The organism is Kribbella sp. NPDC051620, from assembly GCF_044453825.1.
GTDB lineage: Bacteria > Actinomycetota > Actinomycetes > Propionibacteriales > Kribbellaceae > Kribbella.
The window spans coordinates 548329-574446 of sequence record NZ_JBITDB010000005.1; the positions used below are offsets into that span (position 1 = coordinate 548329).

The following is a 26118-nucleotide window of genomic DNA, read 5'->3' on the forward strand; positions in this document are numbered from 1 at the left end:
TGGCTCGTGGTTTGTCATGCGTGGACCTCCTGGGTGATGTGGCCGTCGCGCATGTGGAGTTGGCGGGGGAGGGAGGCGGCGATGTCTCGGTCGTGGGTGATGATGACGACCGTCGTGCCGGTGGTGTGCAGGTCGCGGAGGAGTTGCATGACGCCTGCCCCGGAGGCTGAGTCGAGGGCGCCTGTTGGTTCGTCGGCCAGCAGGACGGCGGGGTCGCCGGCTACTGCTCGGGCGACCGCTACGCGTTGGCGTTCGCCGCCGGACAGTTGGTGGGGCTCGTGGTCCAGCCGGTGGCCCAGGCCGACTCGGTCGAGAGCGGCCGCGGCTTTCCTGCGACGTTCGGAGCGGCGCAAACCGGAGTACAGGAGACCGTCGGCGACGTTGTCCAGCGCCGGTACGCCGGAAGCGAGGTGGAACTGCTGGAAGACGAAGCCGATCCGGCTCGCCCGCAACGCCGAAAGGCCGGCGTCGGACAGTCGCGCCACGTCGTGCCGGTCGATCCGGACCTGACCCGATGTGGGCCGGTCAAGTGTGCCGATCATGTTCAGCATGGTCGACTTGCCCGATCCCGACGGGCCGACGATCGCGACCAATTCCCCGGCCGAGATCCGCAGCGAGACGCCGGCCAGCGCGGCGACCCCGCCGGCGTACACCTTCGTCACCTCGGTCAGCTCGATCACTTCGGCACCCCCACGGCGAGCCCCTCGACGATCCCGGGCCCGCTGACCTCGACCCGCCCAGCCGCGAACAACCCGGTCTTCACCGGCCGGTACTTCGGTGTACCAGCGACCTCGACCCCGAATCCGCCCTCCTGCAAGGCGAGCAGCGCCGAGACCGGCACGGTCAGCACACCCTTCCGCTCCGCCGCGGTGAACGTCACGTCGACCGAAGCCAGCGCATACGCCGCCACCGCCTTCTGGTTGCCCAAGGCAATGACAACGGAGATCGAGGTGGTCGGCTCCTGATCCGGCGACGCGGCCGGCACGATCACCGTCGACACCTCGGAGACCTTGCCCGCGACCGTCGTGTCGTCCGGCAACGTCACCGACACCGCCGCGCCCTTCTTGGCCAGCCTCTGGTCCGCGGCCTCCAACGAGACCGTCACGGCCTTCGTCGTTCCCGTATAGCTGAGCAACTTCTGGCCCGGAGCAACCGGATCGGACACCGCCGCCTCCAGACTGTCCACCCGCACCGCCGCAGGCGCGAACACCACCTGCCCCAGCTCAACCACCCCGGTCTCCGGCAGCCCGCGATCCTCCTGCCACTCCTCCACCGCCTCCGCGGTAGCCGAAGTGAACGAGTCGTCGACGGTAAACCCCTTGTATCCAAGAGCTCTGAGGTTCTGCTCAAGCTGCAGAACGTCAGGCCCCTCGCTGTCCTCCGCCATCCGCCGGTACGCCGGTAACGCGCCGTAAAACAGAGTCGTGGGCAAGTTATTAACCCGGTAAAGGTTTTGCCCCCGTTCGACCCGCTGCCCGCTCTCGGGCAGCCAAGTGAGCGTCCCGGCCGTCCGGTTGGTCGCCGTGGTCGTCGGGCCATAGGCGAGCTCACCATCAGCCGTCTCGGTGTCCTTCAGCGTCTGACGCGTGACCTTCGCAGTGTTGGTCAACCCAGCCGGATCCTCATCCGCTGCCTGACTGCTGTCGCTCCGACTCAGCAGCCCGGCCGTGAGCCCACCACCAGCCGCCAGCACAGCGACCGCCGTCAGCACAGTCCTCCGGGCCATCACTTACCTGCCAGGATCGGCTGGCAGGCCTCCTGCGCCTTCGGGAAGTCCGGGTCGTCCCCGGCTGACTTGTCGATCATGATGCCGCGCTGACCGGGCTTCGGGTCCGGGAACTTCTCCACCCCGTGCTCGCGCATGCAGGCGGCGAACTTCCGGCCGTTCTCCTCCAGCTTGGGGTCGGCACCCGACTCACCTTGCGGGCTGAACTCCTTGCAGGCGTCCATCGCCTTGTCCAGATCTTCTCTGGTGACTCCGCTGCTCGGATCGAGCTTGATCATCGGGCCCTTGCCCGGTTCGGGATCGGGCACGTCGACGCCGTTCTCCCGCAGGCACTGGGTGAACTTCACGCCCTTCTCGTCCCGGCTGAGCCCTTCGCCGCCGGGACTCGTACTGGTGCTCGTGGTGGGCTGGGTACCGCCGCCGGCAGCGACCTGGTTGCCCGGGCCGTCGTCAGAGCCGGAGCCGCAGCCGGTGAGGGCGATGGCCAATGCGAGCGTGGCCAGCGCGCCGAGGGAGAGCTTTCGCGTCACGGTCTTCTCCTTGAGGAATCGGGATGCTGGGCTCAAGAGAAGTCGCGACGGCGTTTCCCTGCCGTTTCCTGCTCGGGTAACACCAGGGAAACGCGGGCGTCGGCGATCATGGACAGTCACGACGGAAGGTGGCGTTGCGATGCGGGTGCTGGTGGCCGAGGACGAACCGTTGCTCGCGGCAGCGATCGCGGAGTGGTTGCGGGACGAGCCGCATGCCGTCGATGTCGCGCCGGACGGCGGGTCCGCACTCGAGCGGCTGGCGGTCAATCAGTACGACGTTCTGGTACTGGACCGCGACCTCCCCGTGGTCCACGGCGACGAGGTGTGCCGGCAGGTCGTCGCATCCGGCTCGGCCACCCGGGTGCTGATGCTCACGGCTGCAGCAGCCGTCACCGACCGGGTCGAGGGGCTAGGGCTCGGTGCTGACGACTACCTGACCAAGCCGTTCGCCTTCCCCGAGTTGGCGGCCCGCGTGCTTGCCCTGGGCCGGCGGAGTCGCCCTGCCGATCCACCCGTACTACGACGCGCCGGGCTCGCCCTGGATCCGTCGCGGCACGAGGTGTTCCGCGACGGGCGCTATGTGCCGCTGGCGAAGAAGGAGTTCGCAGTACTGGCTGAGCTGCTCCGTGCCGACGGCGCGACAGTGTCGGCGGAGCAGTTGCTGGAGAAGGCCTGGGACGAGCACGTCGACCCGTTCACCGGCGTGGTCCGGCTCACCATCCTCAAACTCCGCCGGAAGCTCGGCGAACCCGCCGTGGTCGAGACGGTCACCGGAGTCGGGTACCGGATCCCATGAAGCTGACGCTGCGAGCCCGCCTGATGCTGATCTACACGGGCCTGTTCCTGGCGGCCGGTGTTCTCCTGCTGGCGCTCACCTACGCCCTCTTCAGCAACCAGCTCTCCCGTGACCGGGTCATCATCCAGGGCACCTACCTGTCTCCGCCTTCCGCCGCTACGCCCAAGCCGAGTGGGCAACCGCCCCTCCAAGCGCAACTACCTCCCAAAGCGCTCTACGTGCTGAACAAGGCCGGGGATGTACTGACCGGGCCAGATGCCGAGCGCGCGATGCGGGAGCAGAACGCGCGGGTCAAGGCGGCTGCCACCCAGACGTTGCTGGCCCAGGGGAGCATCGCGCTGGTGCTGGTGGGCGGGCTGGCGGCTGGGTTCGGGTGGCTGGTCGCGGGGCGGGTACTGGCGCCTCTGCATCGGGTCACCGACACGGCCAAGCGGATCGCTGCTGCTCCGGCAGCCGGTCGGGGTCTGCATGAGCGGATCGCGTTGAAAGGGCCGGACGACGAGGTGAAGAACCTGGCCGATGCGTTCGACACCATGGTCGAGCGGCTCGACCACTCGTTCGACGGGCAGCGGAGGTTCGTCGCCAATGCGTCGCATGAGCTCCGTACGCCGCTGACGCTCGGTCGGGCCCTGGTCGAGGTCGCCATGCATCGCAAGACCGCGTCCGACGACGTGCGGCAGCTCGGCGAGACGCTGCTGGAGATCAACGCCCGGCATGAACAGCTCATCAGCGGGCTGCTTCTGCTGGCGGACTCGGAGAAGCAGGTTACGGCGACGTACCCGGTGAATCTTGCCGACGTGATCACGCATGTCGCCGCCCAGCTCACGCCGGAGGCCGAGACCGCTGGGGTCACCATCACCACGGAGCCTGGCGATGCGCCGACGACGGGCGATGCGCTGCTGCTCGAACGGCTTGTCCACAATCTCGTCGAGAACGGCATCCGCCACAACACGCCGGATGGCAGGGCCGGACGAGACGGTGGCGACCAGGCCGGGGGCTGGGTCCGCGTGGTGAGCCGGACGGTCGGTGACCGGGTGGAGGTCGAGGTGACTAACAGTGGGCCGAGCATTCCGCCGTACGAGGTGGAAGGGTTGTTCAAGCCGTTCCATCGGCTGGCCGACGATCGGCTGGTGGGGGCCAAGGGGGCGGGGTTGGGGTTGTCCATCGTGCAGTCGGTCGCGCAGGCGCATGGCGGGTCGGTCAGCGCGAAACCGCGGGACGCGGGCGGGTTGGCGATTATTGTGAGCTTGCCTGTCGATCCGGGCTGAGGGCGTTCGTGTAGGAGGTAAAGGAGGCAGCATGAAGCAGTACCTGCTCAGCATTTACCAGCCTGACGGACCGGTGCCGGCGCCCGAGATCCTCGAGCCGATCATGAAGAACCTCGCGGTCTGGAACGACGAGTTGCAGGCGGCCGGGGCGTGGGTGTTCAGCGCGGGGCTGCATCCGCCGGAGTCGGCGACGGTACTCCGCGCCGACGGCGACGAGGTCCTGCTGACCGACGGGCCCTTCACGGAGGGCAAGGAACATCTCGGCGGGTTCACCATCGTGCGGGCGGCCGACCTGGACGAGGCACTCGGCTGGGCCCGCAAACTGGCCGCCATCCTCAAACCGCTCTCCGTCGAAGTCCGCCCCGTCACCGAATGACCAACCACCCCGAAAGCCCCACCGAGCCCACCGGCCTCCAGCCGGCGGTTGCTGGGGAGGTGGACGGGCGGCGGCCGCCGGTTGCTGGGGAGGGGCGGGTGGCGGTTTCGGCGGGGGACGTGGCGGGGGTGTTCCGGGCGGAGCATGGGCGGGCGGTGGCCGTGCTGGCTCGGGTGTTCGGGGATCTCGACATCGCCGAGGACTCCGTCCAGGAGGCGTTCGCGAAGGCTTTGGAGAAGTGGCCGGAGAGTGGGCTGCCACCCAGTCCGGCCGGCTGGATCATCACGACCGCGCGCAACGGCGCGATCGACCGCCTGCGGCGCGAGTCCTCCCGTGAGGACAAGCACGCCCAGGCAGCGCTGCTGCATGCCCAGGACGAACCAGTGGAGGAGGGGGTTGTGCGCGACGACCGGCTCCGCCTGATCTTCACCTGCTGCCACCCCGCCCTCGCCCTGAACGTCCGCGTCGCCCTCACCCTCCGGCTGCTCGGCGGCCTCACCACGACCGAGATCGCGCACGCGTTCCTGGTCCCGGAATCGACGATGGCGCAGCGGATCGTCCGCGCGAAGGCGAAGATCCGCACCGCCGGCATCCCGTATCGCGTGCCGTACGAGGCCGACCTCCCCGAGCGCGTCCGCGGCGTACTCGCGGTCGTCTATCTGATCTTCAACGAGGGGTACGCCGCTTCGTCCGGCGACGACCTGATCCGCACGGAGCTCTGCCAGGAAGCCGTCCGCCTCGGCCGGCTGCTCGTCGAACTGATGCCCGACGAACCCGAAGCGCTCGGCCTCCTCGCGCTGATGCTGCTCCAGGAGTCCCGCCGGCCGGCCCGAGTCGACGCCACCGGCTCGATGGTGTTGCTGGCCGACCAGGACCGCGACCTCTGGGACCGCGAGCTCATCGCCGAAGGGCAGGACCTGGTACGCCGATGTCTGCGGCGCGGCCGGCCCGGGCCGTACCAGTTGCAAGCAGCCATGAACGCAGTCCACAGCGACGCCCCGACCGCCGCGGACACCGACTGGCGCCAGATCGTCCAGCTGTACGACCACCTGCTCACCCTCGACCCGACCCCCATCGTCGCCCTCAACCGCGCTGTCGCCGTCGGAGAACTCGAAGGCCCAGCCGCCGCCCTCGCCCTCGTCGACGACCTGGACCTGGGCAACTACTACCTCTTCCACGCGATCCGAGCCGAACTCCTCAAACGCCTGAACCGCCGGGAAGAGGCAGCCGTCGCATACCAAGCAGCCCTCGAACTGACCGAGAACACCGCAGAACGCAACTTCCTCCACCGCAGCCTCGAAGCCCTCTGATTCAGTGCCCGCGTAGGCTCGCGTGCCATGGGCGACGGGTTCGAACTGGTCTGTGAGGTCGAGCCGCCGACGCGGCCGGATCTGAAGAAGGTGCGGCATCAGATCGGGGTGATGAGCCCGATCGCGGATGCGTTTCTGATCCCGGACAACCACATCGGGCGGGCGACGGTCAGCAGTGTTGCCGTGGCCAACGAGGTGCAGGCGATGGGGGCGCGGGGGATCGCCTGCCTCAACTCCCGCGATCGCAACCTGCTCGGGTTCCGCCGGGACCTGCTCACCGCGGCGGCGTACGGGGTGGAGCAGTTCCTCTTCGTCCACGGCGACAACCCGACCGAGGGCGCCCGGACCAGTCAGCTCACCGTGCGGACGATGATCGACGAGGCCCGCGCGACCAGCTTCCCCGGGATCGAGCCGTTCCAGGTCGGCGCGGCGACCCGGCTGCGCGCGGTACCGGCTTGGAAGGCCGAGGCCGACTTCCTCTACGTGCAGGTCAGCTACGACCTCGACGAGCTGCTCAGGTGGCGCGACAGCGTTGAGCTGAACATTCCCGTGTACGCCGGGGTGATGGTGCTGGCGAGCGCCAAAATGGCTGCTGACCTGGCGAAACTGCCGCAGCTGACCATCCCGGACGCGCTCGTCGCCGCCGTCGAGCGGGACCGTGACGCGGGCGTCGAGGCCGCTTGCGAGCAGATCCTCAAGATCCGGGACAGCGGCGCGTTCCAGGGCGTTCATCTCATCCCCGTGAGCCGGTACCGGCAGGTTGCGGCGCGCTTGGAGCGGGAACTGTGACGTCTCGGGAGGCTGGTTGGCACCGTCACCGGCCGAAACCGACTAATGTCAGCGTGCAGAGCTGACCGAGGGAGGAGGGGGCATGGACGTACCGGGGAAGGGTCTGATCGATGGCCTGAAGGTCACCGCCAAGACGCTGGGCCGCCGTGCCGTCACCGAGCAGTACCCGGATGTGCAGCCTGAGCTGGCGCCCCGGACACGCGGCGTGATCGCGCTGATGGAGGAGAACTGCACCTCCTGCATGCTCTGCGCGCGGGAGTGCCCGAGCTGGTGCATCTACATCGACTCGCACACCGAGACCGCGCCGTCGGTCGGTGAGCAGGCCCGGGAGCGCAGCCGGAACGTGCTCGACCGGTTCGCGATCGACTTCAGCCTCTGCATGTACTGCGGGATCTGCATCGAGGCCTGCCCGTTCGACGCGCTGTTCTGGTCGCCGGAGTTCGAGTACGCCGAGACCGAGCTGCGCAACCTCACCCACGAGAAGGACCGGCTGCGCGACTGGATGTGGACCGTTCCAGCGCCCCAGCCGATCGACCCCGGCCCCTCGGTCATCGAACCGATCGACCCAGCTCCGAGCGCCATCGAGGCGGCCCCTGCCGCGGGATCCGCGAGCGCACCCGCGCCGCGCGAAGGCGGCTCGACTCCGCCCACCCCGGAGGGCGAGGAGTGACCACTGCGCTCTTCTCCATCGCGGGGGCGGTGGCGCTGCTGGCAGCGGTCATTACGGTCACCTCGCGCCGGATCGTGCACGCCGCGCTCTGGCTGGTCGTCACGCTCGGCGCGGTGGCCGGCTGCTTCGGCGCCCTGCATGCCGAGTTCGTCGCGCTGGTACAGATCCTCGTCTACGTCGGCGCGATCGTCGTCCTCGTCCTGTTCGCCCTGATGCTGACCAAGGCGCCGACCAACCCGCTGCCCGCGCTGACCACCCGCCGCAGCCCCTTCGCCGCCACGGTCGCGCTGGTTCTCGCGCTGATCCTCGGTACCGGCGTAGTTATTGCCTTCGGCAACCAAAAACTCAAGCCGGTACCGACGGGCAGCGCCGAATCCATCGGTACCGCCGTCTTCCGTACCTGGGTGCTCCCCTTCGAAGTCCTCTCGGTCCTGCTGCTGGCCGCCCTGATCGGCGCGATCGTGCTGTCCCAGCGCCCCGGGAAGAAGGGCGACTGACCATGCCGATCATCGTCCCGCTGCTGCTCGCCGTCGCGCTGTTCTGCATCGGCGTGTACGGCGTACTGGCCCGCCGCAACGCGATCACCATGCTGATGTCGTTCGAGCTGATGCTGAACGCGGTCAACCTCAACCTGGTCGCCTTCGACGCCTGGCGCGTCGACGGACTGGCGACCGGCCAGACCCTCGCGGTCTTCGTCATCACCCTCGCGGCCGCCGAGATCGGTCTCGGTCTCGCGATCATCCTGCTGCTCTTCCGGGGTCACGGCCATGTGGACGCGGATGCGGCTCGCGACCTGCTGGAGCAGAACGTGGAGGGGCAGTGATCGCCACCGCCTGGCGCGTGATCGGCGTCGGTTTCTCCCTGCTCGTCCTGCTGGCCGCCGGCCTGCTCTACGGCGTCGACCCCCAGCAGAAGCCCTTCGGCGGGACCTTCGTCGGCAACGACGTCTTCCTCGACTACAGCCTCCGTACCGACGACCTGACCGTGTTCATGCTCGCCATCGTCGGCGTCGTCTCGCTCTGCGTACAGGTCTACTCGATCGCCTACGTCCACGAACGTGTCGCCTCCTACACGGCCCTCGTCACGCTCTTCACCGCGTCGATGGTGACCGTCGTCGTCTCGGACAGCCTCTTCCTGCTGCTGATCGGCTGGGAACTGATGGGCGCCTGTTCGTATCTGCTGATCGGTCACTACTGGGAGCGCCGCGACGCCCGATCGGGGGCGATGAAGGCGTTCCTGATGACCCGGCTCGGCGACGTGGGCTTCCTGTTCGGCATCTTCGTCCTCGGTCTCGGGTACGGCACGTTCACCATCTCCGAGCTCGGCCACAGCCCGATCTCGTCCGGCACGCTGACCACCGGCACGATCCTGATCCTGGTCGGCATCGTCGGCAAGTCCGCGCAAGTCCCGCTGCAGACCTGGCTGCCGGACGCGATGCCCGGCCCGAGCCCGGTCAGTGCCCTGATCCACGCGGCCACGATGGTCGCCGCCGGTGTCTTCCTGATCGCCCGCCTGTACGACGTGTTCGCGGCGGCCGAGACGACCTTCACCGTGCTGGCCGTGATCGCCTGCGTGACGATGCTCTTCGCTGCCTTCTGCGCGATGGCGGCCGTCGAGGTCAAGCGCGTCCTCGCCTGGTCGACCGTGAGCCAGCTGGCGATCATGTTCGCCGGCCTCTCGCTCGGCACCCGCGAGGGTCGCCACGCCGCGCTCTTCCACTTGCTCACGCATGCGGCCTTCAAGGGGCTGCTCTTCCTCTGCGCCGGTGTCCTGCTGCATCAGGTCGGCAGCGCGGCTTTCGTCGTACTGCGTCGCTACACCCGGCGTGGTGCGCTGCGGAAACGGATGCCGGTCACCTTCATCACGATGACGATCGGGCTCGCCGCGCTGGCCGGCGTACCGGGTTTTGCCGGCTTCTTCTCCAAGGACTCGGTGATCGAGGCGGCCTGGGATCACGCGCGCGACGGCTCGACGACCGGCTGGGTCGTGCTCGTCTCGGTCTGCCTGACGGCTGCGCTGACCGCCTTCTACTGCGTCCGGTTGTGGTTGTGGGTCTTCTTCCGTACGCCGGCGCTGGCCGGCGCGCTCGGTGCGTTCGAGGACGACGACTCGATGGCGGATCTCGACGAGCCCGACTCGAGCAAGCTGCGGGACGGGTCCTGGCTGATGCTTGCGCCGTTGGTCCTGCTCGCTCTGGGCGCCATCGGACTCGGCTACGCGGATGGAGTCCATCTCAGGTGGCCGATCGCGTTGGTGACGACGGTGCTTGGACTGTTCGGAGCGCTGCCGGCGTACTCGTTGTGGCAACGCGGGGCTGATCCGCGACCGGTTCTGCTCGAGCGCGAGTTCGGGGCGGATTCGGCGTACCAGCGGATGTTCGTCGTGCCGGTTCAGTGGCTGGCGCGGTTGGCGGTCGGTGGGGATCGGGACGTGATCGGCGGGTATGTGCGTGGGGCTGGGCGGGCCGGAGTACTGGCTTCTGCTGGGTTCCGGAGGCTGCAGACGGGCAACGTGCAGACGTACTTGACGGCTGCTGTGATCGGAGCGGTCGCGCTCGCGATCCTGGCGGGGGTGATCGGCTCATGAGTGTGTTGCTGATCGCGTTGCTCGCGATACCGGCGCTGGCTGCCGCGATCCTGTGGGCACTGCCCGCTGATACCGGGGACCGCGTGGCGGCGATCGTCGGCTCGATCGTCTCCGGCCTCGTACTGGTCGGCTCGGCCGTGCTCTGGTGGCGGCTCCTCAGGCCCGACACCCCTGACCTCGACGGCGCCCAGACCGCCAACGTAGTCATCAGTAGCTACGGAAACGATCTGCCGCGGACCTTGCCGGGCAAGATCCATGCCTTCGCCGAGACGGACAGCTCCTGGATCCCGTCGCTCGACGTGCGGTTCCATCTCGGCGTCGACACCATCTCGCTGCCGCTGATCGTGCTGACCGCGCTGCTCGTCTTCCTCTGCTGCCTGTACTCGCTGCGGATCACCCCGCGGATCGGCCGGACCCGTTCGCTGATCGCCTTGCTGCTGGTCATCGAGACGGGGGTGATCGGGACCTTCTCGGCGCTCGACCTGGTGCTGTTCTTCCTGTTCTTCGAGGTCGTGCTGATCCCGATGTGGCTGGTGATCGACATCTGGGGCGACGATCACGACCCGGCCGGGCGCCGGCGGGCGGCGACCACGTTCGTGCTGATGACCGTGTTCGGGTCGGCGCTGATGCTGCTCGGCTTCCTGCTGGTTCATCGGCAGGCGGGGACGTTCGATCTCGAAGTACTGGGTTCGAACCCAGTCGCAGGCGGACACGGAATCGCACTGATCGCCGCCATCCTGATCGCCGTCGGGCTCGCGGTGAAGATGCCGCTCTGGCCGTTGCACATCTGGTTGCCGGACGCGCACGCCAAGGCCCCGACCGTCGGTTCGGTGCTGCTCGCCGGCGTACTGCTGAAGCTCGGCAGCTACGGCATGATCCGGATCCTGCTTCCCGTGCTGCCCGACGCGACGGCCACGATCGCGCCGTACCTGGCCGGCTTCTCGACCGTCGCGATCATCGCCGGTTCGCTGGCCTGCCTCGCGCAGACCGACGTCAAGCGGCTGATCGCGTACTCGAGCGTCGGCCACATGGGTTTCATCGGACTCGGCATCGCGACGATGTCGCCGGAGGGCCTGGCCGGCGCGCTGTACGCGAACATCGCCCACGGCATCATCACCGGCCTGCTGTTCTTCCTGGCCGGCGCGATCAAGGACCGTCACGACACCAGCGACCTGCGCGCTATCGGCCGTGCCCTGTACGCCCGGTTGCCGCGAATCGGCGGGCTGCTCACGTTCGCGTGTCTGGCGTCGCTCGGGCTGCCCGGGCTGGCGGGGTTCTGGGGCGAGATGCTGATCCTGCTGGGTGCTTACCATCCGGCCGATGTGTTGCCGCGGACAACGTTCCTGGTGCTGATGGTGATCGCTGGGCTGGGCGCAGTACTGACTGCGGCGTACTTCCTCAAGCTCATCCGCCAGCTCAACCAGGGTGATCCGGCCGAGAATCCGGCCAGCGCCTTCGCGGTGGACCTGAGCCGGATCGAGCTGATCACCTGGGCTCCGCTGGTCGTGCTGACGGTCGTCCTGGGACTCTGGCCGCCCTTCCTGCTCGACTACTGGACGTTCGCATGACGATCACCTGGACCGACTGGCAGACGATCGCCGTACCGCTGGTACTGGCGGTGGGCGCCGTCGCAGTGCTGCTGATCGACGGGTTCTGGAGCAGTGGTACCAAGCGCGCCAAGCACCTGGTGGTCACGCTGATCACCGGTGGTGTGATTCTCTTCGGTCTGGCCTTCGTGGTGGCGCAGCGCGACGCGTTCAAGCCGGCCTTCTGCCGCTTTGCCGTCGAGGGGCCGGCCGAGTGCAGCCTGGTGATCGACCCGCTGACGATCGGGTTGTGGGCGGTGCTGCTGATCGGCGGGCTCGGGGTCGTCGGGCTTTCGGCGTACCGGTTGCTGTCGGCCGACATTCCTGTAGGGGAGTACCACTTCCTGCTGCTCAGCGCGCTGGTCGGCGCGACCGTACTGGCCGGGGCGCGCGATCTGGCGACGGTGGTCATCGCCTTGGAGGTCGTCTCGCTGCCGAGCTTCGCGATGGTCGCGTTGCGGCGTGATCGGCGCGGGTCCGAGGCGGCGCTGAAGGCCTTCCTGGTGTCGGTGCTGTCGACGGCGGTGATGCTGTTCGGCATCTCGTACCTGTACGGCGTGACCGGGTCGCTGTACCTGCAGACGATCGCGAACCGGTTGCCGGGGATCGATCCGGATCTGCGGCGGGTGGCCTTCGCCGCGGGGCTGTTCGTGATCGTGGGGTTCGGGTTCAAGATCGCGGCGGTGCCGTTCCATGGCTGGCTTCCGGACACGTACGCCGGTGCGCCGGTCGAGGTGACCGCGTTCCTCGCCGTCGTCTCCAAGTCGGCCGGTGTGGCTGGTCTGCTGGTGCTGGTGACCTATGGGATCGCGCCGTCGGGGTCGGACCTGCGTCTGGTGGTGGCTCTGCTCGCTGCTGTGACCATGACCGTGGGCAACCTCGCCGCGCTGCGCCAGGTCGAGGCGGTCCGGTTGCTCGCCTGGTCGTCGATCGGTCAGGTCGGCTTCCTGCTCGCGCCGCTCGCGGTGGGGGACGCTCAAGCGGTTGTGGCGTACTTGGCGGCGTACGTCGTCGTCACGCTCGGCGCCTTCGGGGCGGTCGCCGTCGTTCAGCGCCACCGGCCGGGCGGGTTGTTGCTGTCGGACTATCGAGGCATGGTCCGCTCGGAGCCAGGCCTTGGTACGGCGCTCATCTTCTTCCTGGTCGTCCTCGCGGGCCTGCCGCCGGGGCTGGCGGGGCTCTTCACCAAGTTCGCCGCCTTCCAGTCCGTCATCGACGCCCACTATGGCTGGCTGGCGGTTGTGATGGCGCTCAACGTGATGATCGGCCTGGCCGTCTACCTGCGCTGGATCGCGGAACTGGTCCGGCTGCCGGTCGATGACCCGTTCTCCGTGGACATCGAGACCCCGGCGGTCACTGTCATCTCGCTGTGCGCCGGGGCGGCCGTCGTACTGTCGATCCTCCCCGGCACACTCTTCGCTTTGGTGAACTGACCTCTACTTGGCTGCCAGGGCGAGGCGCAGGATCGTGTCGTAGTCGACGAGCTCGACACCGGGCTCGGTCGTGGTCTCGCTGGTGGCGAGGACGAGCAGCTTGCGGGGGTCGGTGACCTCGACGTTGTACTTCGTCTTCGCGAACGCCTGGTTCTCCGCGTTCGTGAAGTACTCCCCGTACTGGGTGAGTCGTGCGACCCCGTCCTGCGCGGTGGTCGAGCGGCGGCGCTTCTTGCCGTCCTTACCCGTTTCGAGCAGCGGGAGGGCGAGGTCGCCGATGATGTGGCTGCCGTCCTCGCGCTCGAGGATGAAGTCGGGCGTCACCGAAGTACCGTCTGCTGCTTCGAGTACCGGCTCGCGGACCAGCTGGGTGGCGCTGAACGCGGACAGCAGGATCTCCTCGTGCTGCTGCAGGAACTCGCCGACCGTCGTCTTGTGCAGCCCGTGCTGGTACGTCGCGGCGAACGGCTCGGCCTTGAGCAGCTCCTCCACCTGACCGCGCGGCACGGCAAGCGTGCCGACCGGGTCGAGGTGCGCAGCCTCGTTGACCAGCTGCTGCAGGTACTGGCGGTACTTGTCGGCCGGCTCGGAGCGGTGGATCGCGATCGCCAGGAAGGTCCAGCGGACCCGCACGGAGGACTCGACGCTGGAGGCGAGCAGCACGCGCTGGAGTGTCGTGTAGTTGCCGGGGGAGAAGCTCAGCAGCTTGCTCTCACCGGTGCCGACCAGCTCACGGCCGATGATCCGCTCCGCGCTCGGGTAGCGGCTGTCCAGGGCGCTTCGCCCGTACTCGGTCGCGATCGTCGCGTCCTGGTACCGGTCGTCGTTCCGCAGCGCCACGACCGTACCGGCCTGGTCCTTGGCAGCTCCGAAGTACTCATCGATCCCAGCGGCCTTCTGCCGGCGCACGTCCAGCGACCGGAACTCCCTCGTCACCCCGACGAGCTCCAGGATGTTCCAGTCCGGCGTCTCCGTCAGCACCAGCTGCCGCGGATACAGCAACGGCCCCACCAACTCGCGCCCATGACTCCCCGGCAGGTGCTCACTCACGCTCTTGAGGTGCTCCCCCCAGAACTGACTGTTCACCTTCACGAACTCGGTGGGTTTCATCGCCCGCTCTCTCCTCGCTGACTAGCAATCCCGACACAACAGCCAACCCCCGCCGGCCAGGCCAGTATTCCCCGCCATCCCGGCACCGCCACCGCCGGGGCCCAACGAGAACAGCCCCTGACCTGTCTCCAGGTCAGGGGCTGTTCTCAGCTCCTGTGGCGGGTGCAGGGTTCGAACCTGCGTAGGCATAAGCCGACAGATTTACAGTCTGCTCCCTTTGGCCACTCGGGCAACCCGCCAGGGTGCTGCCGGTTCGTGAACCAGCGTGAGAGACGATACAACAGACAGTGCCCCTGACAGCAAATCGGTAACGACAGCTAGCTTCAGAAAGGACGTGCCCATGGCTTCGGAGTCCTCCTTCGACATCGTGAACAAGGTCGACCAGCAGGAGGTGGACAACGCCGTGAACCAGGCGGCCAAGGAGATCAGCCAGCGGTTCGACTTCAAGAACGTGGGCGCCGAGATCAAGTTGTCCGGCGAGGCGATCGACATGCAGGCCAACACCGAGGAGCGCTGCAACGCGGTGCTCGACGTGCTGAAGGACAAGCTGGTCAAGCGGCAGATCTCGCTCAAGGGCCTGGAGGTCGAGGAGCCCAAGCTGTCCGGCAAGATCTACAAGCTGCAGGCGACGATCAGCGCCGGCATCAGCCAGGAGAACGCGAAGAAGATCTCCAAACTGATCCGCGACGAGGGCCCGAAGGGCGTCAAGGCCCAGATCCAGGGCGACGAACTCCGCGTCTCCAGCAAGAGCCGCGACGACCTCCAGGCCGTCCAGTCCCTGATCAAGTCCCAGGACCTCGACTTCGCCGTCCAGTTCGTCAACTACCGCTGACCCTTTCGTGCCGGATCTGCGCAGGTGGATCGGGGACGACTTCGGTCTCGACGTGACCGAACTCACCCAGATCCACCACGGCGCCGACACCACCGCCGAGGTCTGGCGAGCCGACGGCTATGCCGTCAAGTGGAGCACCGGCGGCACAACCGCAGCACCCGAGACCACGTCGTACCTGGCTGAGGCCGGTGTCCGTGGCGCCCTAGCGCCGATCAGGACCCGCACCGGCGCCCTCTGGAGCAACCGAGCCGGCCGGCGCCTCTCATTGACCCCCTGGATCGACGGAGCCCGAGCCGCCGACACAGGCCTAACCACAGTCCAGTGGAGTCAGTACGGCGCCCTGCTGGCCGAGGTGCACTCCCAGGAGGTACCGGAGCGGCTCAAGTACCTACTGCCGCCCCTCAACCCCATCAACGCCCGCATGCTGGCCCTCGCCCGCGAACTCCGTCAGCGGTTCACCACCCAGGCCCCTGAAGACGACCTTGAGGCCGAGCTGGCCACCACCTGGCTGGCCCACCAGGACGAGATCGACGAACTCGTAGAGCGCAGTACCCGTGTACCGCCCCCTGGACTGCGCGTGATCTGCCACGCCGACCCACACCTGGGCAACGTCCTGGTCACCCCCGCGCAGCTCTACTTGATCGACTGGGACGACGCAGTGCTAGCTCCCATCGAACAAGACCTCCTCTTCATGCTCGGCGGCATGGGCGCCCTAGGCCCGGCCACCCCCGAAGCCCAACAAGCCTTCTTCACCGGCTACGGCCCAGCCGCCCTAGACCCCACCCGCCTCACCTACTACCGCACGGCCCGAGCCCTGGAAGACGTAGCCCAATGGGCCGAACAAGCCCTCACCAGCCCCAACCGCGAAGCCTCCCTAGCAATCCTCCAAGGCGTACTCGGCCCAGCCGGCCTCGCAGCACAAGCCCTCACCTGAGATGACAGATGCGTTCTGGTGTGCCGGGGGCGCCGTGGCGGATGGTTACGTGGGCGGGGCGTAGGGGGACGGCTTGCAGGCGGGGTTCGATTGCGGCGTACAGGTTGTCGGCGTTGGGGCCGTAGAGGTAGGTGACTGCTTCGCCTCCGCCGAATTCGTCGCCGTCGAAATACCCGAGGGTGCCGGCGTCGAGGATCGCTGCCAGGTCGTGCTCAAGGGCGCGTACGGTCTCACGTGCTTTGACGCTGCCGAAATGTTCTTCGCCGAGGGACAGGTTGATGATCACCGCGTGTTCAGGCATGGCGCATCCAGATGTTGGGTTCGGCGTAGAGGCCGGTGTTGGTACCGCATTCAGCGGTAGGTAGTAGACGTTGACGGCGGTGCCCTTGACGGTGTCCTTGCGGCCTAAGGTGAAGCCGAGGCGGTGGGTCAGGCGGGTGCTGGGGGCGTTGTCGGGGTGGATGACTGCGGTCAGGTAGTCGTCGGTGAGGTTGTTGCGGGCCCAGTCGATCCAGGCTTGGGCACCTTCGGTTGCCAGGCCGTGGCCCTGGGCGGACCGGGAGAGGGCGTAGCCGAGTTCGATCTCGCGCCACTCGGGCCAGGCGCTGAGGCCGATCCGTCCGATCAGTTGCCCGGTTTTCTTCCAGATCACCGCGCTCTGGCCGTGGCCTCGTTCGGCCCACTCCCGGGCGCATCGCTCGGTTTGGGCGAGGGTGGATTCGGGGGTCAGGGAGTCGCCGCCCACGTAGCGGGCGACGTCCGGGTCGGCGTAGATCGCCCACAGTTCGGCGGCGAACTCCGGGCCGAGGGGAACCAGTTCAAGCCGGGTGGTTTCCAGGATCACGCTGTCAGCCTGGCAGTCCGGAGGGTCCGGCTCGTACTGCGCGGGGGGCGCCGCCCAGTTCGCGGTGGCAGGTTTTGTTGAAGGCTTGTAGGTCGGGGATGCCTACGGTGGCGGCTATGGCGGGGATGGAGAGCGTGGTGGAGACCAGGAGGTGGCGGGCTCTGGCCATGCGGCGTTGGCGGATGTAGGCGACTACGGTCAGGCCGGTTTCGGTGCGGAAGAGTCTGGTGAGGTGGTTGTGGGAGACGCCGGCTGCGGCGGCCAGTGCGGGCACAGTCAGGGACCTGGCGAGGTTGGCCTCGATGTAGCTGATGGCTGCCGCCACTGCTGAGTGGCCGGCCGCTACGCCGCCTTCGGTCAGGGGCGCGGACAGTTGGGCGACCCGCCAGAGCGCGGCCCACACCTCGGCCACCACCCGGGGAGAGCCGCTTGGTGATGCCCCGATGGCTGAGCGGAGCATGTCGGAGAGGACCGGGGCCGTAGTACCGGCGTCCTGCACGGCCGGTACGTACAGCGGCTCGCCCACGATCCGCGGGCGGAAATGCACGAAGAGGTGCTCCGAGCGGCCCCGGTAGTCGAACTGCACCTGTACTCCGGCAGGCGTCAGGCTGACCGAGCCGGGTGCGACCGGATAGGTCGTCCCGCCGATGGTCAGGTCGGCCGAATACCCGTAGAGGTGCAGTTGCCACAGGTCGGGCAGCTGGAAGACATCCCGCAGGCTCCGCACCCCGTGTACCCCGACGCCGACGTTCACCAGCTCGGGCGGCTCGGCAAGGTGCAGCGGAATCATGGTGAGAAATTACCACCAGTGGTGAACTCAACCCACGCAAAAGCGGAACCGGCAAACCTAGCCTGGAGGAGTACCAACCACCACAGCACTAGTCGCCCCGAGAGGGAGAGACATGCCGAACCCGCATCACAAGAACCTCCTGACCTCCGTCCAGATGGCGAGTTTCGTCGCCACCGGCGCGTTCCGGATGGACGCCGTCGTACCCGACGAGATGAACCAGCAGGCGATCGAGGTCCTCAAGGCCGGCATCCCCGGCGTCCCCTACGGCACCCCGCTGTCGGAAGCGTTCGTGGACAGCGAGTTCGTCCAGCGGCTGGTGCAGCTGCCCGAGGTCGCCGGCGCCATCCACAGCCTGGTCGGCCCGGAGCCGACCGTCGACCACCACGCCGTGCACATCCGCAAGGCGCACGAGGGCGAGGCGCAGAACCTGCACGGTGACGCGATCATCGACGTCCGCGAGGACGCCTTCGATGTGCAGCTCATGTACTACCCCCAGGAGGTGACGCTCGAGATGGGCGGCACCCTGAGCGTCCCCGGCAGCCACCTGCGCCGCACCAACGAGTCCGACACCGGCCGGTACCAGAACTTGCTCGGCCAGACCCGGCTCACCTGCCCACCCGGCACGGTCGTGCTGCTCCACCACGGCATCTGGCACGGCGGCCGCAGGAACGACAGCGCCATCGACCGGTACATGTTCAAGATCCGCTTCAACCCGACCGTCCGCCAGGTCCGGCTGTGGAACACCGACGACCTGTACGACGACGCCGTCGCGCACGAGCTCGGCCAGTACTTCCCCTGGTACGAGAACGCCACCGGCCGACTGGAAATCTTTAACCGGGTCAAGCTTTGGCAGGCGTTGATCGGCGATGACACCTACGATCCGGAGTACTGGGTCACCCGGGTGACCAACCGTCCGCGCCGCGTCGTCGCCCAGCGCAGCCTCAACCCGCACGCCGCGAAGAAGGAGATGGCATGACCGCCACCACCGAGCAGCAGGCCGCAGCCGGTCAGCAAACGGTTCGCCAGCAAGTACTGGTCCTGTACCTGGCCTCGTCCGCGCTCGATTCGCGCACGGTCGGCTGGTCGACGTACGACGGGACCGGCGCGACGTCACCCACCACGGGTGACTCCGACGTCCCGCCGTACGCCAGTGGACTCGATGCGCTCAAGGACGGCTGGCGGCTCTTCCAGGCCGCGCAGTTGCTCCCACCGCAGCCGGGCCACGAGTACGACGTGTCGTTCCTCAAGCACGAGTTCTTCTTCGAGAAGCTCGTCCAGGTCTAGCAGGGCAGGACACAGACCGGTTTCGGCCAGTTCAGCGGCGTCCCCGTTGCGGTGAGGGCGCCGCTGCTCTGGTCGATGGTGAAGACCGCGATCGTGTCCGAGGTCTCGTTCGCCGCGTACAGCTGCAGACCATTCTTGCTGAAGGCGAGGTGCCGCGGACCCGTCCCTCCGGAGCCGATCGTCTGGATCAGCTCCGCCTCGAGGCCTTCCGCGCCCGTCTCGAAGACCGCGATCGTGTCGTCGCCACGGTTCGAGCCGTAGACGAACCGGCCATCCGCCGACACCAGCACCTCGGCCGGGAAGTTGTCGCCGTCGGCATCGTCCGGCCGCGTCGACACGGTCTCGGCGATCGCCAGCTTGCCCTCGGCGTGGCTGAGCACGATCAGCGTCGAGTCGAGTTCGTTGATCAGGTACGCCGCGTGGCCGCCCGGGTGGAAGACGAGATGCCGCGGCCCGGCGCCCGGGTGCGTCTGCAGCCGGCTCACCTCTTCCAACCGTCCCTCCTTGGTCAGCGTCGAGACGTACACGCTGTCCGACCCGAGATCGATGTCGAAGGCAAACGATCCGGACGGGTCGAAGGTGACCTGGTGGGCGTGCGGGCCTTCCTGGCGCTCCTCGTTCGGCCCGGTGCCCTCGCGCTGCAGGATCTGGGTCGGGTCGCCGAGCGAACCGTCGTCCTTGATCGGGTGGACCGCGATCGACCCGGAGCTGTAGTTGGCCGACAACAGGAACTTGCCGGACGGGTCGATCTCCAGGTGGCACGGGTCGGCGCCGCCGGTCGGCTGGTGGTTGATGAACTCCAGCGAGCCGCTGTCCGCGATCGCGAAGGCACTCACGCGGCCGGACGGCAGTTCGTTGGCCGCGTAGAGGTACCGGCCGTCGGCCGAGATGGTCAGGAACGACGGATTTGCGGTCGCGGCGACGACCTGCAGTTCTTCCGTGGTACCGAACCCGATGCCTTCACCGCCACCGTCCCGAAGGGTGTAACTGCCGACATAGATCTGCTCCGAGGTCATGCCCCCACCCTGCCAGCTAACTCGTCCGCAAGCACCCGTAGGCCTCGTAGGCTCAGCTCATGGACACCGCAGCCTTCCTCCGCCGCATCGGCGTCGCCTCGCATTCCGGACCGAGCGTCGAGGGCTTGTCGGAGCTTCACCAGGCCTTCGTCGGCGCGGTGCCGTACGAGAGCGTGCAGTACCAGTTCGGCCAGGGCGGATCGATGGATCCCGAGGTGGTCGCGCGGCGAATCATCGCGCGGGAGGCCGGCGGGTACTGCTTCCAGCTCAACGGTGTCCTCGCGCATCTGCTGACTTCACTCGGGTACGACGTGACGCTGCACCGCGGCGGCGTCCAGACGGCCACCCGCCCGGCCGTCGTCGACGCCAGCCACATGGTGTTGACGGTCGTACTCGACGGCGGGACGTGGCTGGTCGACGCCGGCCTGGGCGACGGCCTGCTGACCCCGATGCCGTTGCAGGCCGGCGCGACGGCGTACCAGGATCCCTTCACCCTGACCCTGCGCGAGTCGGACCTCGTCGACGGCTGGCGCCTCGACCACGACCCCCGCGCCGGCCTGATCGGCATGGACTTCGAGTCGGCCCCCGCTGCGTTCACCAACTTCGAAGCCCAGCACAAACACCTCTCCTTGTCCCCGGACTCACCTTTCGTCCGCACCTGCTCCGCATTCCTCCTCCGGCCGGGACATATGGCGTCCATCCGCTCCGTCGGCCTGACGCAAACCTACAAAGACCGAATCGACAACAAAATCATCGATTCGCAGTCCGAGTACTACGAAGTCCTCGCCGACATCTTCCAGCTACCACTCCCGCATTACTCCGCCGCCGACCGCGACGCGTTATGGCGGCGCGTCTGGACCCAGTACGAGAACTTCCTGGCCGCCCAGCAAGCCAATTAGCTCACACCGGTACCTTGTCCCACTGCTGCGATTTGCTGTCACTGCAGGTGAAGTGGATCAGGCCGACGGTGTCGTCTCTCGGGCCGCCGGGTACTGCGAGGCACTTCCCGCTCTCCTGGTTGTGCAGTCTCCAACCGCGGTCGTAGGCCCAGCGCTGGTTCCTGTTTCCCGCGATGCAGGTGTACTGCCAGACGACCCCGCCACCGGCAGCCGTCAGGCACTTCGAGGTTCTCTTGTTCTTGAAGACATAGACAGTATTACTGAAGCCGTCGATGTCCACGTCGGTGGCTTCCCACTGTTGTTCCTGATGGCTGTCGTCGCCGCACGTGAACTGGATCACCTGGACCTGGTTGGCCGGGTTGTTACCCGGAATTGCCGCACACTTCATACTCTCCCAGGTCACGAGATTCACCAGCTGGGTGAATTGAGCGGTGTCTTCCGCTGCCGAACTGGCGTTCGCCGGGGCGGCCAGGCCGGCGGTCAGGAAACTGGCGGCGGCGGCGAAGGCGATCGCTCCGGCAATTCTTTGTCGAGCGCGCACAGGTGGTCCTCCGTTGTCGGTTGCTCGGGAGTCACAGGAAAGGCGATCCGGTGCTGTGGGGTCAACGGAGGAGCGAATAATTGCAGGTTGTTGCTGAATCAGGTGTTCAGGAGGGCGAGGTCGTCCTGGGTCAGGGTGAGAGCTGCCGCGGCGATGTTCTGGTCGAGGTGGGCCGGGTTGCCGGTGCCGGGGATGGCCAGGACGTTGGGGGATTGGTGGAGGGTCCAGGCCAGGCGGATCTGTTGGGCTGTGGAGTTGTGGGACTTGGCGACGGTTTGTACCGCGGTGTCGGCCGCGCCGGTCGTACCGGCGATGGCGAAGAAGGGGACGTAGGCGACGCCGCGGTCCGCGCAGACCTGGATGAAGGGGTCGTCGGTGCGGGACGTCTCCAGCGAGTAGCGGTTCTGGATGCAGACGACCGGGGCGATCGCCTCGGCCTCGTCGAGGTGGTGCGGGCTGACGTTGGAGATGCCGAGGTGGCGGATCAGGCCGGCGTCGCGGAACTCGGTGAGCCAGTGGAAGCGTTCGGCCAGGGACTCGCCGGGCTGGTTCATGATGCGCAGGTTGACCACGTCGAGGTGGTCGACGCCGAGCCGGCGCAGGTTCTCGTCGAGCTGGTCGCGCAGCTCGGCCGCGGTCGTCGCGTTGTAGAAACCGCGCGCCGGGCTGTCCCCCGGGCCGAGCTTCGTGGTGATGACGAGGTTGTCCGGGTACGGCGAGAGCGCCTCCCGGATCAGGTCGAGCGCCGGCCCGTAGAAGGCGGCGGTGTCGATGTGGTCCACGCCGAGCTCGACCGCGCGCCGCAGGACCTGGATGGCGACCTCCCGATCCGGACTTCCCGCCAACCGCATCGAGCCGAAGCCCATCCGGTTGACGGTGAAGTCGCCGAGCTTCCAGGTCCCCGCGGCTGCCGCGGCCAAGTCAGATGAAGGCACGCGACGAGCCTACTTACTCCTCGATCGCGCCACCGACACCGCGAAGATGCTCGCGAAAGGTGAGCGACGGACGCTCCTTGCGGGCCGCGAGGTACGCGTCGAAGCCGACCTGCCGGCGCAGCGACGTACCGGCCCTGATCAGTTCGGCCTGGCGTCGTTCGGTGGCCTGGATCGAGGTGGCGAGGTCGAGCAGCTCCTCGGCCCGGTCGGCCGGGATGAAGATGACACCGTCCTCGTCACCCAGTACCACGTCAGCCCGCGTGACCGTCCATTCGCCGACGACCGCGTACTCGAGCGCGTCCGGCGTCTGGGGGTCGAGCCGCAGCGGGCCGGTCGGCAGCGCGCCCAGGCTGTACACGGGCAGACCGACCGCCTGGATGTCGACCGTGTCGCGGTGCAGACCCCAGACGACGAGCCCGGTGAGGCCGGCCGCCTTCGCTTCCTCGGCGACCAGGTCACCGACGCAGGCTTCGTCGCGACGCCCGCCGTTGTCGACGACGAGAACATCACCGGCCTCGGCCGACTCGAACGCCTCCAGGAAGATGTCGACGCTGCCGACGTGGCGTACCGGAAGCACCCGGCCGGCGACGCGCCCCGAAGTGACGGGCAGCAGCGACACCGTCCGTACCGGAACGTCCGCCCGCAGGCACGCGTCGGCGACATGAGCAGTGGTCAGATTCTCGAACCGCTTCAGCAGATCAACCATTCCCTGACCTTAGTCAGAGAGCCGGTACGAGGGGAGATGGCTAACGGTCAAGGAACTGCAAGATCCCGGCGAGGTCGGGCTGGTAGCCGTCCGTGGTGTCGACCGTGAGGGTCGGGACCGGCAGCGTGATCGGATCGAACGCGGCATGCCCGCGATGCCACGTGTCCGCCGACCGGTGACCGTCTTCATGGGCCTTGCGCAGAGTGTTCTCGGCAGCCCGGTTGGTGATCCGGTCGTGCGCGACCTCAGCCGAGACCGTGCAGTGCACGATCCGCAGTTCGGCCAGTCCCAGGAACGGTGTCAGCCCCGGCCGCCAGACGCGGTCCTGGAAGGCGGCCTCGGCGACCACCGTCGAGCCGCGCCCGATCAGCAGGCCGATCACGTCGAAGAACGTCGCGAGCGTGCGCATCGTCAACGGGTCGGAAGGACCCGGTACGAAGCCAGGCGTCGCGTGCGCCATCCCCTCCTTGATCTCGTCCCGGCAGATCGCCGGGCAACCGACGGCGGCCGCGATCCGGTGGGCGAGCGTGGTCTTGCCGCTGCCCGGCGGACCGCTGACCACGATGAGCATGGGCTTCGACGACACTCGGGCACCTTAGCGGCTGGAACTGATCAGCATCTGTCCGGATATGACTGGACGGGCCAGGCCGGCATCAGCACGATGGCTGGGTGACCACGTACTCCGCAGTCCGTACCACCGGCATCTACTGCCGCCCTGGCTGCGGCGCCAAACCCCTGGCGGAGAACGTCGAGACCTTCGAGCTACCCGCAGCAGCCGAGGCCGCCGGCTACCGCGCCTGCCTGCGCTGCCGTCCGTACCGCGTCGCCGGCACCGTCGCCGACGAAGCCCCCGAACTCGTCTGTCGCGCGGTCCAGCTGATCATCACCGGCCTGCTCGACGACGCCGACGAGACCGCGTTGGCCGCGCGACTCGGCCTGTCGGCGCGCCACCTCCGCCGGATGTTCAATGACCACCTCGGAGTCACCCCCGACCAGTTCGCCCGTTCCCGTCGCGCGCATTTCGCCCGACGTCTGCTGGACGACTCGGAGCTGACGATCGCGGACATCGCCTTCGCGTCCGGCTTCGGCAGCCTGCGCCAGTTCAACCGGGCGATGCGCGAGATCTTCCGCTCGACCCCACGCGAGCTGCGCGACCGGCGTCGGCGTACCGACCGGCTCGCGGCCGACGGAGGCCTCGTACTGCGGATGCCGTACACCCCGCCGTACGACTGGCCGGCGATGCTCGACTTCCTCGAAGCAAACGCGATTCCCGGCGTCGAGTCGGTGGTCGACGGCGTCTACCGCCGTACGATCGCTCTCGACGGCGACCCCGGCCTGCTCGAACTCACCGCTGGCGGCCCGGACCACCTGCTGCTGCGAGCCCATCTCCCTTACTGGGAAGGCGTGATCCACGTCGTGGAACGCGCCAGCACCCTGGTCGGCCTCGAAACCGAACCCGTACTCGCCACCGCGCAGCTGAGCGGCGATCCCGTCATCGGCCCGCTGATCAAGCACCGTCCCGGACTCCGGGTTCCGGGAGCTTGGGGCCCGTTCGAGATCGCTGTAGCGGCGATCGTCAGGGATCAGCTCGGCATCGGTTCTGACGACCTACTCAAACAATTGGTAGAGACGGCCGGTACTCCGGTAGCCGGGCTCGGCCACGGCCTCACTCACGCGTTTCCTTCGGCGGAGACCCTGGCGACCCGTTACGACCAGCCAGGTCGCGTCAGCGACACCCTCCGCACACTGGCGGAAGAAGTTGCTGCAGGCAACATCAAACTGGACGGCGGCGAACCGCTCGAAGTCCTCGTCCCAGCCCTCACCCGCATCGACGGGATCAGCGAGGCTGCCGCGCACCACATCGCCCTCCGCCTGGGCGCCCGCGATGCCTTCCCGGGCGAGCCCACCACGAACTCAGAAGCCTGGCGTCCGTGGCGGGCTCTCGCCTACCTTCACCTATCGCAATAGCGCGTTGTGCTTGCCCAGCTCACCCAAGAACTCGTACGTGCCACTGGTGAGCACTTCCTGCGCGGCCGCAGCCGCCAGCCCATAAGCACCCGCACTGAGTGCCGGCCCAAGACTGATCCGTGCGACTCCCAATGCGGCCAGTTCGCCAACCGACAGCCCGCCAGGCCCAGTCATCACGTTCAGCGGAAGCGGTGACCCGGCAACGAGTTCGCGGATCGCCTCCGGGTCACCGACGCCCGGTACGAAGAGCACGTCGGCGCCGGCTTCGGCGTACAGGCGTGCCCTTTCCAGCGTCCCGGTCCCGTCGCCGAACAGATGCGTGTCGGTCCGGGCGTTGATGACGAGGTCGATGCCCGAGGCAACTGCTGCCGAGCGAGCCGCCGCGATCCGTGCGGCCAGTACGGACGGATCGCCGAGCACATGTCCGACGCTGTCCTCGAGGTTGATCCCGACGACGCCGATCTCGATCGCCTCGGCGACGGTCTCGCCGACCTCGGCCGGTGTGGCGCCGTACCCGGATTCCAGATCGGCGGTGAGTGGTACCGAGATGACCGCCGCGATGCGACGCAGTACCGCGAGCGCCGCGGCGCGGGTGAGACCACCCGCGTCCGCGACGCCCTCGGCCCACGAAACCCCCGCGCTCGTCGTCGCGACTGCCTTCGCTCCGGCCGCCTCGATCGCCCGCGCCGAACCGGGGTCCCACGCGTTCGGCAGGACCAGCGGTCCGTCGGCATGCAGCGCCCGGAAAGCCCGAGCCTGTGCCTTCCGGTCGGCGCTCATACCGCGACCAGCAGCTCGTGGTCGATCTCGACGAACTCCACGATCAGGTCCGCGAACTGCCCGGCGATCAGCTCCTTGTACGCCGACGAGCCGGTGTGCGCGTCGTACGCGGCCTGATCCGCGAAGTGCTCCACGAACAGCAGGTAGTCGGGCTTGGCCGGGTCGCGGTAGACCCGGAACGACAAAGTGCCCTCCTCCTGTCCGGGGCCCTGCGGCGCGAACGCGTGGACCAGCTCCTCGGCCTTGGCCTGGTTGCCGGTCTTGAGGTGGATGGGGAATGCCTTGGCAAGCACTTTCGTCCTCCTGGTGATTGATGCGAGGAGTCAAGATTCCCTTGCGAGGCCCCTCTCGGTCTGGCCATATTCGGCCATCTGCATGATCTCGAAATGCAAGACGATATGTCTCATTA

General features: G+C 67.7%; 29 protein-coding genes, 1 tRNA gene and 1 pseudogene. 17 read left to right on the forward strand and 14 right to left on the reverse strand.

Annotated features, from left to right (window positions below; all coding sequences use genetic code 11):
• Positions 1-14: 14 nt before the first annotated feature.
• From ACIA12_RS27195 to ACIA12_RS27205, 3 genes are read right to left on the reverse strand one after another with little or no spacing between them, the layout of a single operon-like run.
• Positions 15-680, reverse strand: a complete 666-nt coding sequence (locus ACIA12_RS27195; RefSeq protein WP_396369903.1) for an ABC transporter ATP-binding protein — start codon at positions 678-680, stop codon at positions 15-17.
• Complete coding sequence (locus tag ACIA12_RS27200; protein WP_396369904.1) at positions 677-1726, reverse strand: peptidoglycan-binding protein; 1050 nt, start codon at positions 1724-1726, stop codon at positions 677-679. The genes ACIA12_RS27195 and ACIA12_RS27200 overlap by 4 nt, the downstream gene beginning before the upstream one ends.
• Complete coding sequence (locus tag ACIA12_RS27205) at positions 1726-2256, reverse strand: hypothetical protein (RefSeq protein WP_396369905.1); 531 nt, start codon at positions 2254-2256, stop codon at positions 1726-1728. The genes ACIA12_RS27200 and ACIA12_RS27205 overlap by 1 nt, the downstream gene beginning before the upstream one ends.
• A 139-nt stretch (positions 2257-2395) precedes the next feature.
• Here ACIA12_RS27205 and ACIA12_RS27210 point away from each other — a divergent pair, with 139 nt between their 5' ends.
• From ACIA12_RS27210 to ACIA12_RS27260, 11 genes and pseudogenes are all read left to right on the forward strand, one after another.
• The gene (locus ACIA12_RS27210) at positions 2396-3052 is read left to right on the forward strand and encodes a response regulator transcription factor (RefSeq protein ID WP_396369906.1); all 657 of its coding nucleotides are present in this window, start codon (positions 2396-2398) and stop codon (positions 3050-3052) included.
• The gene (locus tag ACIA12_RS27215; RefSeq protein WP_396369907.1) at positions 3049-4320 is read left to right on the forward strand and encodes a sensor histidine kinase; all 1272 of its coding nucleotides are present in this window, start codon (positions 3049-3051) and stop codon (positions 4318-4320) included. Before ACIA12_RS27210 ends, ACIA12_RS27215 begins: the two co-directional genes overlap by 4 nt.
• 31 nt (positions 4321-4351) lie before the next feature.
• The gene (locus ACIA12_RS27220; RefSeq protein ID WP_396369908.1) at positions 4352-4696 is read left to right on the forward strand and encodes a YciI family protein; all 345 of its coding nucleotides are present in this window, start codon (positions 4352-4354) and stop codon (positions 4694-4696) included.
• Entirely contained in the window at positions 4693-6006 is a 1314-nt protein-coding gene (locus ACIA12_RS27225) for an RNA polymerase sigma factor (protein WP_396369909.1), read from the forward strand. Before ACIA12_RS27220 ends, ACIA12_RS27225 begins: the two co-directional genes overlap by 4 nt.
• Before the next feature lie 27 nt (positions 6007-6033).
• On the forward strand, positions 6034-6795 hold the full coding sequence (locus ACIA12_RS27230) for a methylenetetrahydrofolate reductase (RefSeq protein ID WP_396369910.1): 762 nt from the start codon (positions 6034-6036) through the stop codon (positions 6793-6795).
• A gap of 217 nt (positions 6796-7012) precedes the next feature.
• Positions 7013-7228 (forward strand): annotated as a pseudogene (locus ACIA12_RS27235) (4Fe-4S binding protein); the annotation flags it as partial.
• A gap of 233 nt (positions 7229-7461) precedes the next feature.
• On the forward strand, positions 7462-7962 hold the full coding sequence (locus ACIA12_RS27240; RefSeq protein ID WP_396369911.1) for an NADH-quinone oxidoreductase subunit J: 501 nt from the start codon (positions 7462-7464) through the stop codon (positions 7960-7962).
• 2 nt (positions 7963-7964) lie between these two features.
• Complete coding sequence (gene nuoK, locus ACIA12_RS27245; protein ID WP_396369912.1) at positions 7965-8288, forward strand: NADH-quinone oxidoreductase subunit NuoK; 324 nt, start codon at positions 7965-7967, stop codon at positions 8286-8288.
• Positions 8285-10051 carry an NADH-quinone oxidoreductase subunit L gene (locus tag ACIA12_RS27250; RefSeq protein WP_396369913.1) on the forward strand — a complete coding sequence of 589 codons (1767 nt, stop codon included), beginning with the start codon at positions 8285-8287 and terminating at the stop codon, positions 10049-10051. Before nuoK ends, ACIA12_RS27250 begins: the two co-directional genes overlap by 4 nt.
• Entirely contained in the window at positions 10048-11619 is a 1572-nt protein-coding gene (locus ACIA12_RS27255) for a NuoM family protein (RefSeq protein WP_396369914.1), read from the forward strand. Before ACIA12_RS27250 ends, ACIA12_RS27255 begins: the two co-directional genes overlap by 4 nt.
• Complete coding sequence (locus tag ACIA12_RS27260; RefSeq protein WP_396369915.1) at positions 11616-13070, forward strand: NADH-quinone oxidoreductase subunit N; 1455 nt, start codon at positions 11616-11618, stop codon at positions 13068-13070. The genes ACIA12_RS27255 and ACIA12_RS27260 overlap by 4 nt, the downstream gene beginning before the upstream one ends.
• A 3-nt stretch (positions 13071-13073) precedes the next feature.
• Here the strand turns inward: ACIA12_RS27260 and ACIA12_RS27265 are convergent, their stop codons facing one another.
• Both ACIA12_RS27265 and ACIA12_RS27270 read right to left on the reverse strand, forming a co-directional pair.
• Positions 13074-14180 (reverse strand): hypothetical protein, encoded by a 1107-nt coding sequence (locus tag ACIA12_RS27265; protein ID WP_396369916.1) that lies wholly within the window; start codon positions 14178-14180, stop codon positions 13074-13076.
• 156 nt (positions 14181-14336) lie between these two features.
• Positions 14337-14419: transfer RNA gene (locus ACIA12_RS27270), tRNA-Tyr, on the reverse strand.
• A gap of 101 nt (positions 14420-14520) precedes the next feature.
• Here ACIA12_RS27270 and ACIA12_RS27275 point away from each other — a divergent pair.
• Both ACIA12_RS27275 and ACIA12_RS27280 read left to right on the forward strand, forming a co-directional pair.
• Positions 14521-15012: a YajQ family cyclic di-GMP-binding protein gene (locus ACIA12_RS27275; protein WP_396369917.1), complete on the forward strand. Its 492-nt coding sequence runs from the start codon at positions 14521-14523 to the stop codon at positions 15010-15012.
• Between the two features lie 52 nt (positions 15013-15064).
• Positions 15065-15946, forward strand: a complete 882-nt coding sequence (locus ACIA12_RS27280; protein ID WP_396369918.1) for a phosphotransferase enzyme family protein — start codon at positions 15065-15067, stop codon at positions 15944-15946.
• Here ACIA12_RS27280 and ACIA12_RS27285 read toward each other — a convergent pair.
• Positions 15939-16790: a GNAT family N-acetyltransferase gene (locus ACIA12_RS27285; protein WP_396369919.1), complete on the reverse strand. Its 852-nt coding sequence runs from the start codon at positions 16788-16790 to the stop codon at positions 15939-15941. The genes ACIA12_RS27280 and ACIA12_RS27285 overlap by 8 nt on opposite strands.
• 4 nt (positions 16791-16794) lie before the next feature.
• Positions 16795-17580, reverse strand: a complete 786-nt coding sequence (locus tag ACIA12_RS27290; RefSeq protein ID WP_396369920.1) for a helix-turn-helix domain-containing protein — start codon at positions 17578-17580, stop codon at positions 16795-16797.
• A 112-nt stretch (positions 17581-17692) separates the two neighbouring features.
• On the opposite strand from ACIA12_RS27290, the gene ACIA12_RS27295 reads away from it, so the two are divergent.
• Complete coding sequence (locus ACIA12_RS27295; protein WP_396369921.1) at positions 17693-18556, forward strand: phytanoyl-CoA dioxygenase family protein; 864 nt, start codon at positions 17693-17695, stop codon at positions 18554-18556.
• Positions 18553-18864: a hypothetical protein gene (locus tag ACIA12_RS27300; protein ID WP_396369922.1), complete on the forward strand. Its 312-nt coding sequence runs from the start codon at positions 18553-18555 to the stop codon at positions 18862-18864. Before ACIA12_RS27295 ends, ACIA12_RS27300 begins: the two co-directional genes overlap by 4 nt.
• Here the strand turns inward: ACIA12_RS27300 and ACIA12_RS27305 are convergent.
• Complete coding sequence (locus tag ACIA12_RS27305) at positions 18861-19880, reverse strand: lactonase family protein (RefSeq protein ID WP_396369923.1); 1020 nt, start codon at positions 19878-19880, stop codon at positions 18861-18863. The genes ACIA12_RS27300 and ACIA12_RS27305 overlap by 4 nt on opposite strands.
• Positions 19881-19939: 59 nt before the next feature.
• Between ACIA12_RS27305 and ACIA12_RS27310 the strand changes: the two genes are divergently transcribed.
• Positions 19940-20779, forward strand: coding sequence for an arylamine N-acetyltransferase (locus ACIA12_RS27310; RefSeq protein WP_396369924.1), 840 nt, complete (start codon positions 19940-19942; stop codon positions 20777-20779).
• 1 nt (position 20780) lies between these two features.
• Here the strand turns inward: ACIA12_RS27310 and ACIA12_RS27315 are convergent, their stop codons facing one another.
• The 4 genes from ACIA12_RS27315 to ACIA12_RS27330 all read right to left on the reverse strand — a co-directional run bounded on the left by ACIA12_RS27315 (position 20781) and on the right by ACIA12_RS27330 (position 23547).
• The gene (locus ACIA12_RS27315; RefSeq protein ID WP_396369925.1) at positions 20781-21320 is read right to left on the reverse strand and encodes an RICIN domain-containing protein; all 540 of its coding nucleotides are present in this window, start codon (positions 21318-21320) and stop codon (positions 20781-20783) included.
• A 98-nt stretch (positions 21321-21418) separates the two neighbouring features.
• Positions 21419-22255: an oxidoreductase gene (locus ACIA12_RS27320; RefSeq protein ID WP_396369926.1), complete on the reverse strand. Its 837-nt coding sequence runs from the start codon at positions 22253-22255 to the stop codon at positions 21419-21421.
• A gap of 13 nt (positions 22256-22268) precedes the next feature.
• Positions 22269-22961, reverse strand: coding sequence for an RraA family protein (locus ACIA12_RS27325; protein WP_396369927.1), 693 nt, complete (start codon positions 22959-22961; stop codon positions 22269-22271).
• A gap of 40 nt (positions 22962-23001) precedes the next feature.
• Positions 23002-23547: an AAA family ATPase gene (locus tag ACIA12_RS27330; protein ID WP_396369928.1), complete on the reverse strand. Its 546-nt coding sequence runs from the start codon at positions 23545-23547 to the stop codon at positions 23002-23004.
• Between the two features lie 83 nt (positions 23548-23630).
• On the opposite strand from ACIA12_RS27330, the gene ACIA12_RS27335 reads away from it, so the two are divergent.
• Positions 23631-24929 carry an AlkA N-terminal domain-containing protein gene (locus tag ACIA12_RS27335; RefSeq protein WP_396369929.1) on the forward strand — a complete coding sequence of 433 codons (1299 nt, stop codon included), beginning with the start codon at positions 23631-23633 and terminating at the stop codon, positions 24927-24929.
• Here the strand turns inward: ACIA12_RS27335 and ACIA12_RS27340 are convergent.
• Positions 24918-25709 carry an isocitrate lyase/phosphoenolpyruvate mutase family protein gene (locus ACIA12_RS27340; protein WP_396369930.1) on the reverse strand — a complete coding sequence of 264 codons (792 nt, stop codon included), beginning with the start codon at positions 25707-25709 and terminating at the stop codon, positions 24918-24920. The two genes, ACIA12_RS27335 and ACIA12_RS27340, sit on opposite strands and share 12 nt — an antisense overlap.
• Positions 25706-26002 (reverse strand): putative quinol monooxygenase, encoded by a 297-nt coding sequence (locus ACIA12_RS27345; protein WP_396369931.1) that lies wholly within the window; start codon positions 26000-26002, stop codon positions 25706-25708. The genes ACIA12_RS27340 and ACIA12_RS27345 overlap by 4 nt, the downstream gene beginning before the upstream one ends.
• Between the last annotated feature and the right edge of the window lie 116 nt (positions 26003-26118).

Bases quoted from the DNA above. Each gene is read 5' to 3' on its own strand.
- ACIA12_RS27200 (WP_396369904.1), bottom strand. From the start codon at position 1,726: ATGGCCCGGAGGACTGTGCTGACGGCGGTCGCTGTGCTGGCGGCTGGT.
- ACIA12_RS27210 (WP_396369906.1), top strand. From the start codon at position 2,396: ATGCGGGTGCTGGTGGCCGAGGACGAACCGTTGCTCGCGGCAGCGATC.
- ACIA12_RS27215 (WP_396369907.1), top strand. From the start codon at position 3,049: ATGAAGCTGACGCTGCGAGCCCGCCTGATGCTGATCTACACGGGCCTG.
- ACIA12_RS27220 (WP_396369908.1), top strand. From the start codon at position 4,352: ATGAAGCAGTACCTGCTCAGCATTTACCAGCCTGACGGACCGGTGCCG.
- ACIA12_RS27225 (WP_396369909.1), top strand. From the start codon at position 4,693: ATGACCAACCACCCCGAAAGCCCCACCGAGCCCACCGGCCTCCAGCCG.
- ACIA12_RS27230 (WP_396369910.1), top strand. From the start codon at position 6,034: ATGGGCGACGGGTTCGAACTGGTCTGTGAGGTCGAGCCGCCGACGCGG.
- nuoK (WP_396369912.1), top strand. From the start codon at position 7,965: ATGCCGATCATCGTCCCGCTGCTGCTCGCCGTCGCGCTGTTCTGCATC.
- ACIA12_RS27255 (WP_396369914.1), top strand. From the start codon at position 10,048: ATGAGTGTGTTGCTGATCGCGTTGCTCGCGATACCGGCGCTGGCTGCC.
- ACIA12_RS27260 (WP_396369915.1), top strand. From the start codon at position 11,616: ATGACGATCACCTGGACCGACTGGCAGACGATCGCCGTACCGCTGGTA.
- ACIA12_RS27265 (WP_396369916.1), bottom strand. From the start codon at position 14,180: ATGAAACCCACCGAGTTCGTGAAGGTGAACAGTCAGTTCTGGGGGGAG.
- ACIA12_RS27275 (WP_396369917.1), top strand. From the start codon at position 14,521: ATGGCTTCGGAGTCCTCCTTCGACATCGTGAACAAGGTCGACCAGCAG.
- ACIA12_RS27290 (WP_396369920.1), bottom strand. From the start codon at position 17,580: ATGATTCCGCTGCACCTTGCCGAGCCGCCCGAGCTGGTGAACGTCGGC.
- ACIA12_RS27295 (WP_396369921.1), top strand. From the start codon at position 17,693: ATGCCGAACCCGCATCACAAGAACCTCCTGACCTCCGTCCAGATGGCG.
- ACIA12_RS27300 (WP_396369922.1), top strand. From the start codon at position 18,553: ATGACCGCCACCACCGAGCAGCAGGCCGCAGCCGGTCAGCAAACGGTT.
- ACIA12_RS27305 (WP_396369923.1), bottom strand. From the start codon at position 19,880: ATGACCTCGGAGCAGATCTATGTCGGCAGTTACACCCTTCGGGACGGT.
- ACIA12_RS27310 (WP_396369924.1), top strand. From the start codon at position 19,940: ATGGACACCGCAGCCTTCCTCCGCCGCATCGGCGTCGCCTCGCATTCC.
- ACIA12_RS27325 (WP_396369927.1), bottom strand. From the start codon at position 22,961: ATGGTTGATCTGCTGAAGCGGTTCGAGAATCTGACCACTGCTCATGTC.
- ACIA12_RS27340 (WP_396369930.1), bottom strand. From the start codon at position 25,709: ATGAGCGCCGACCGGAAGGCACAGGCTCGGGCTTTCCGGGCGCTGCAT.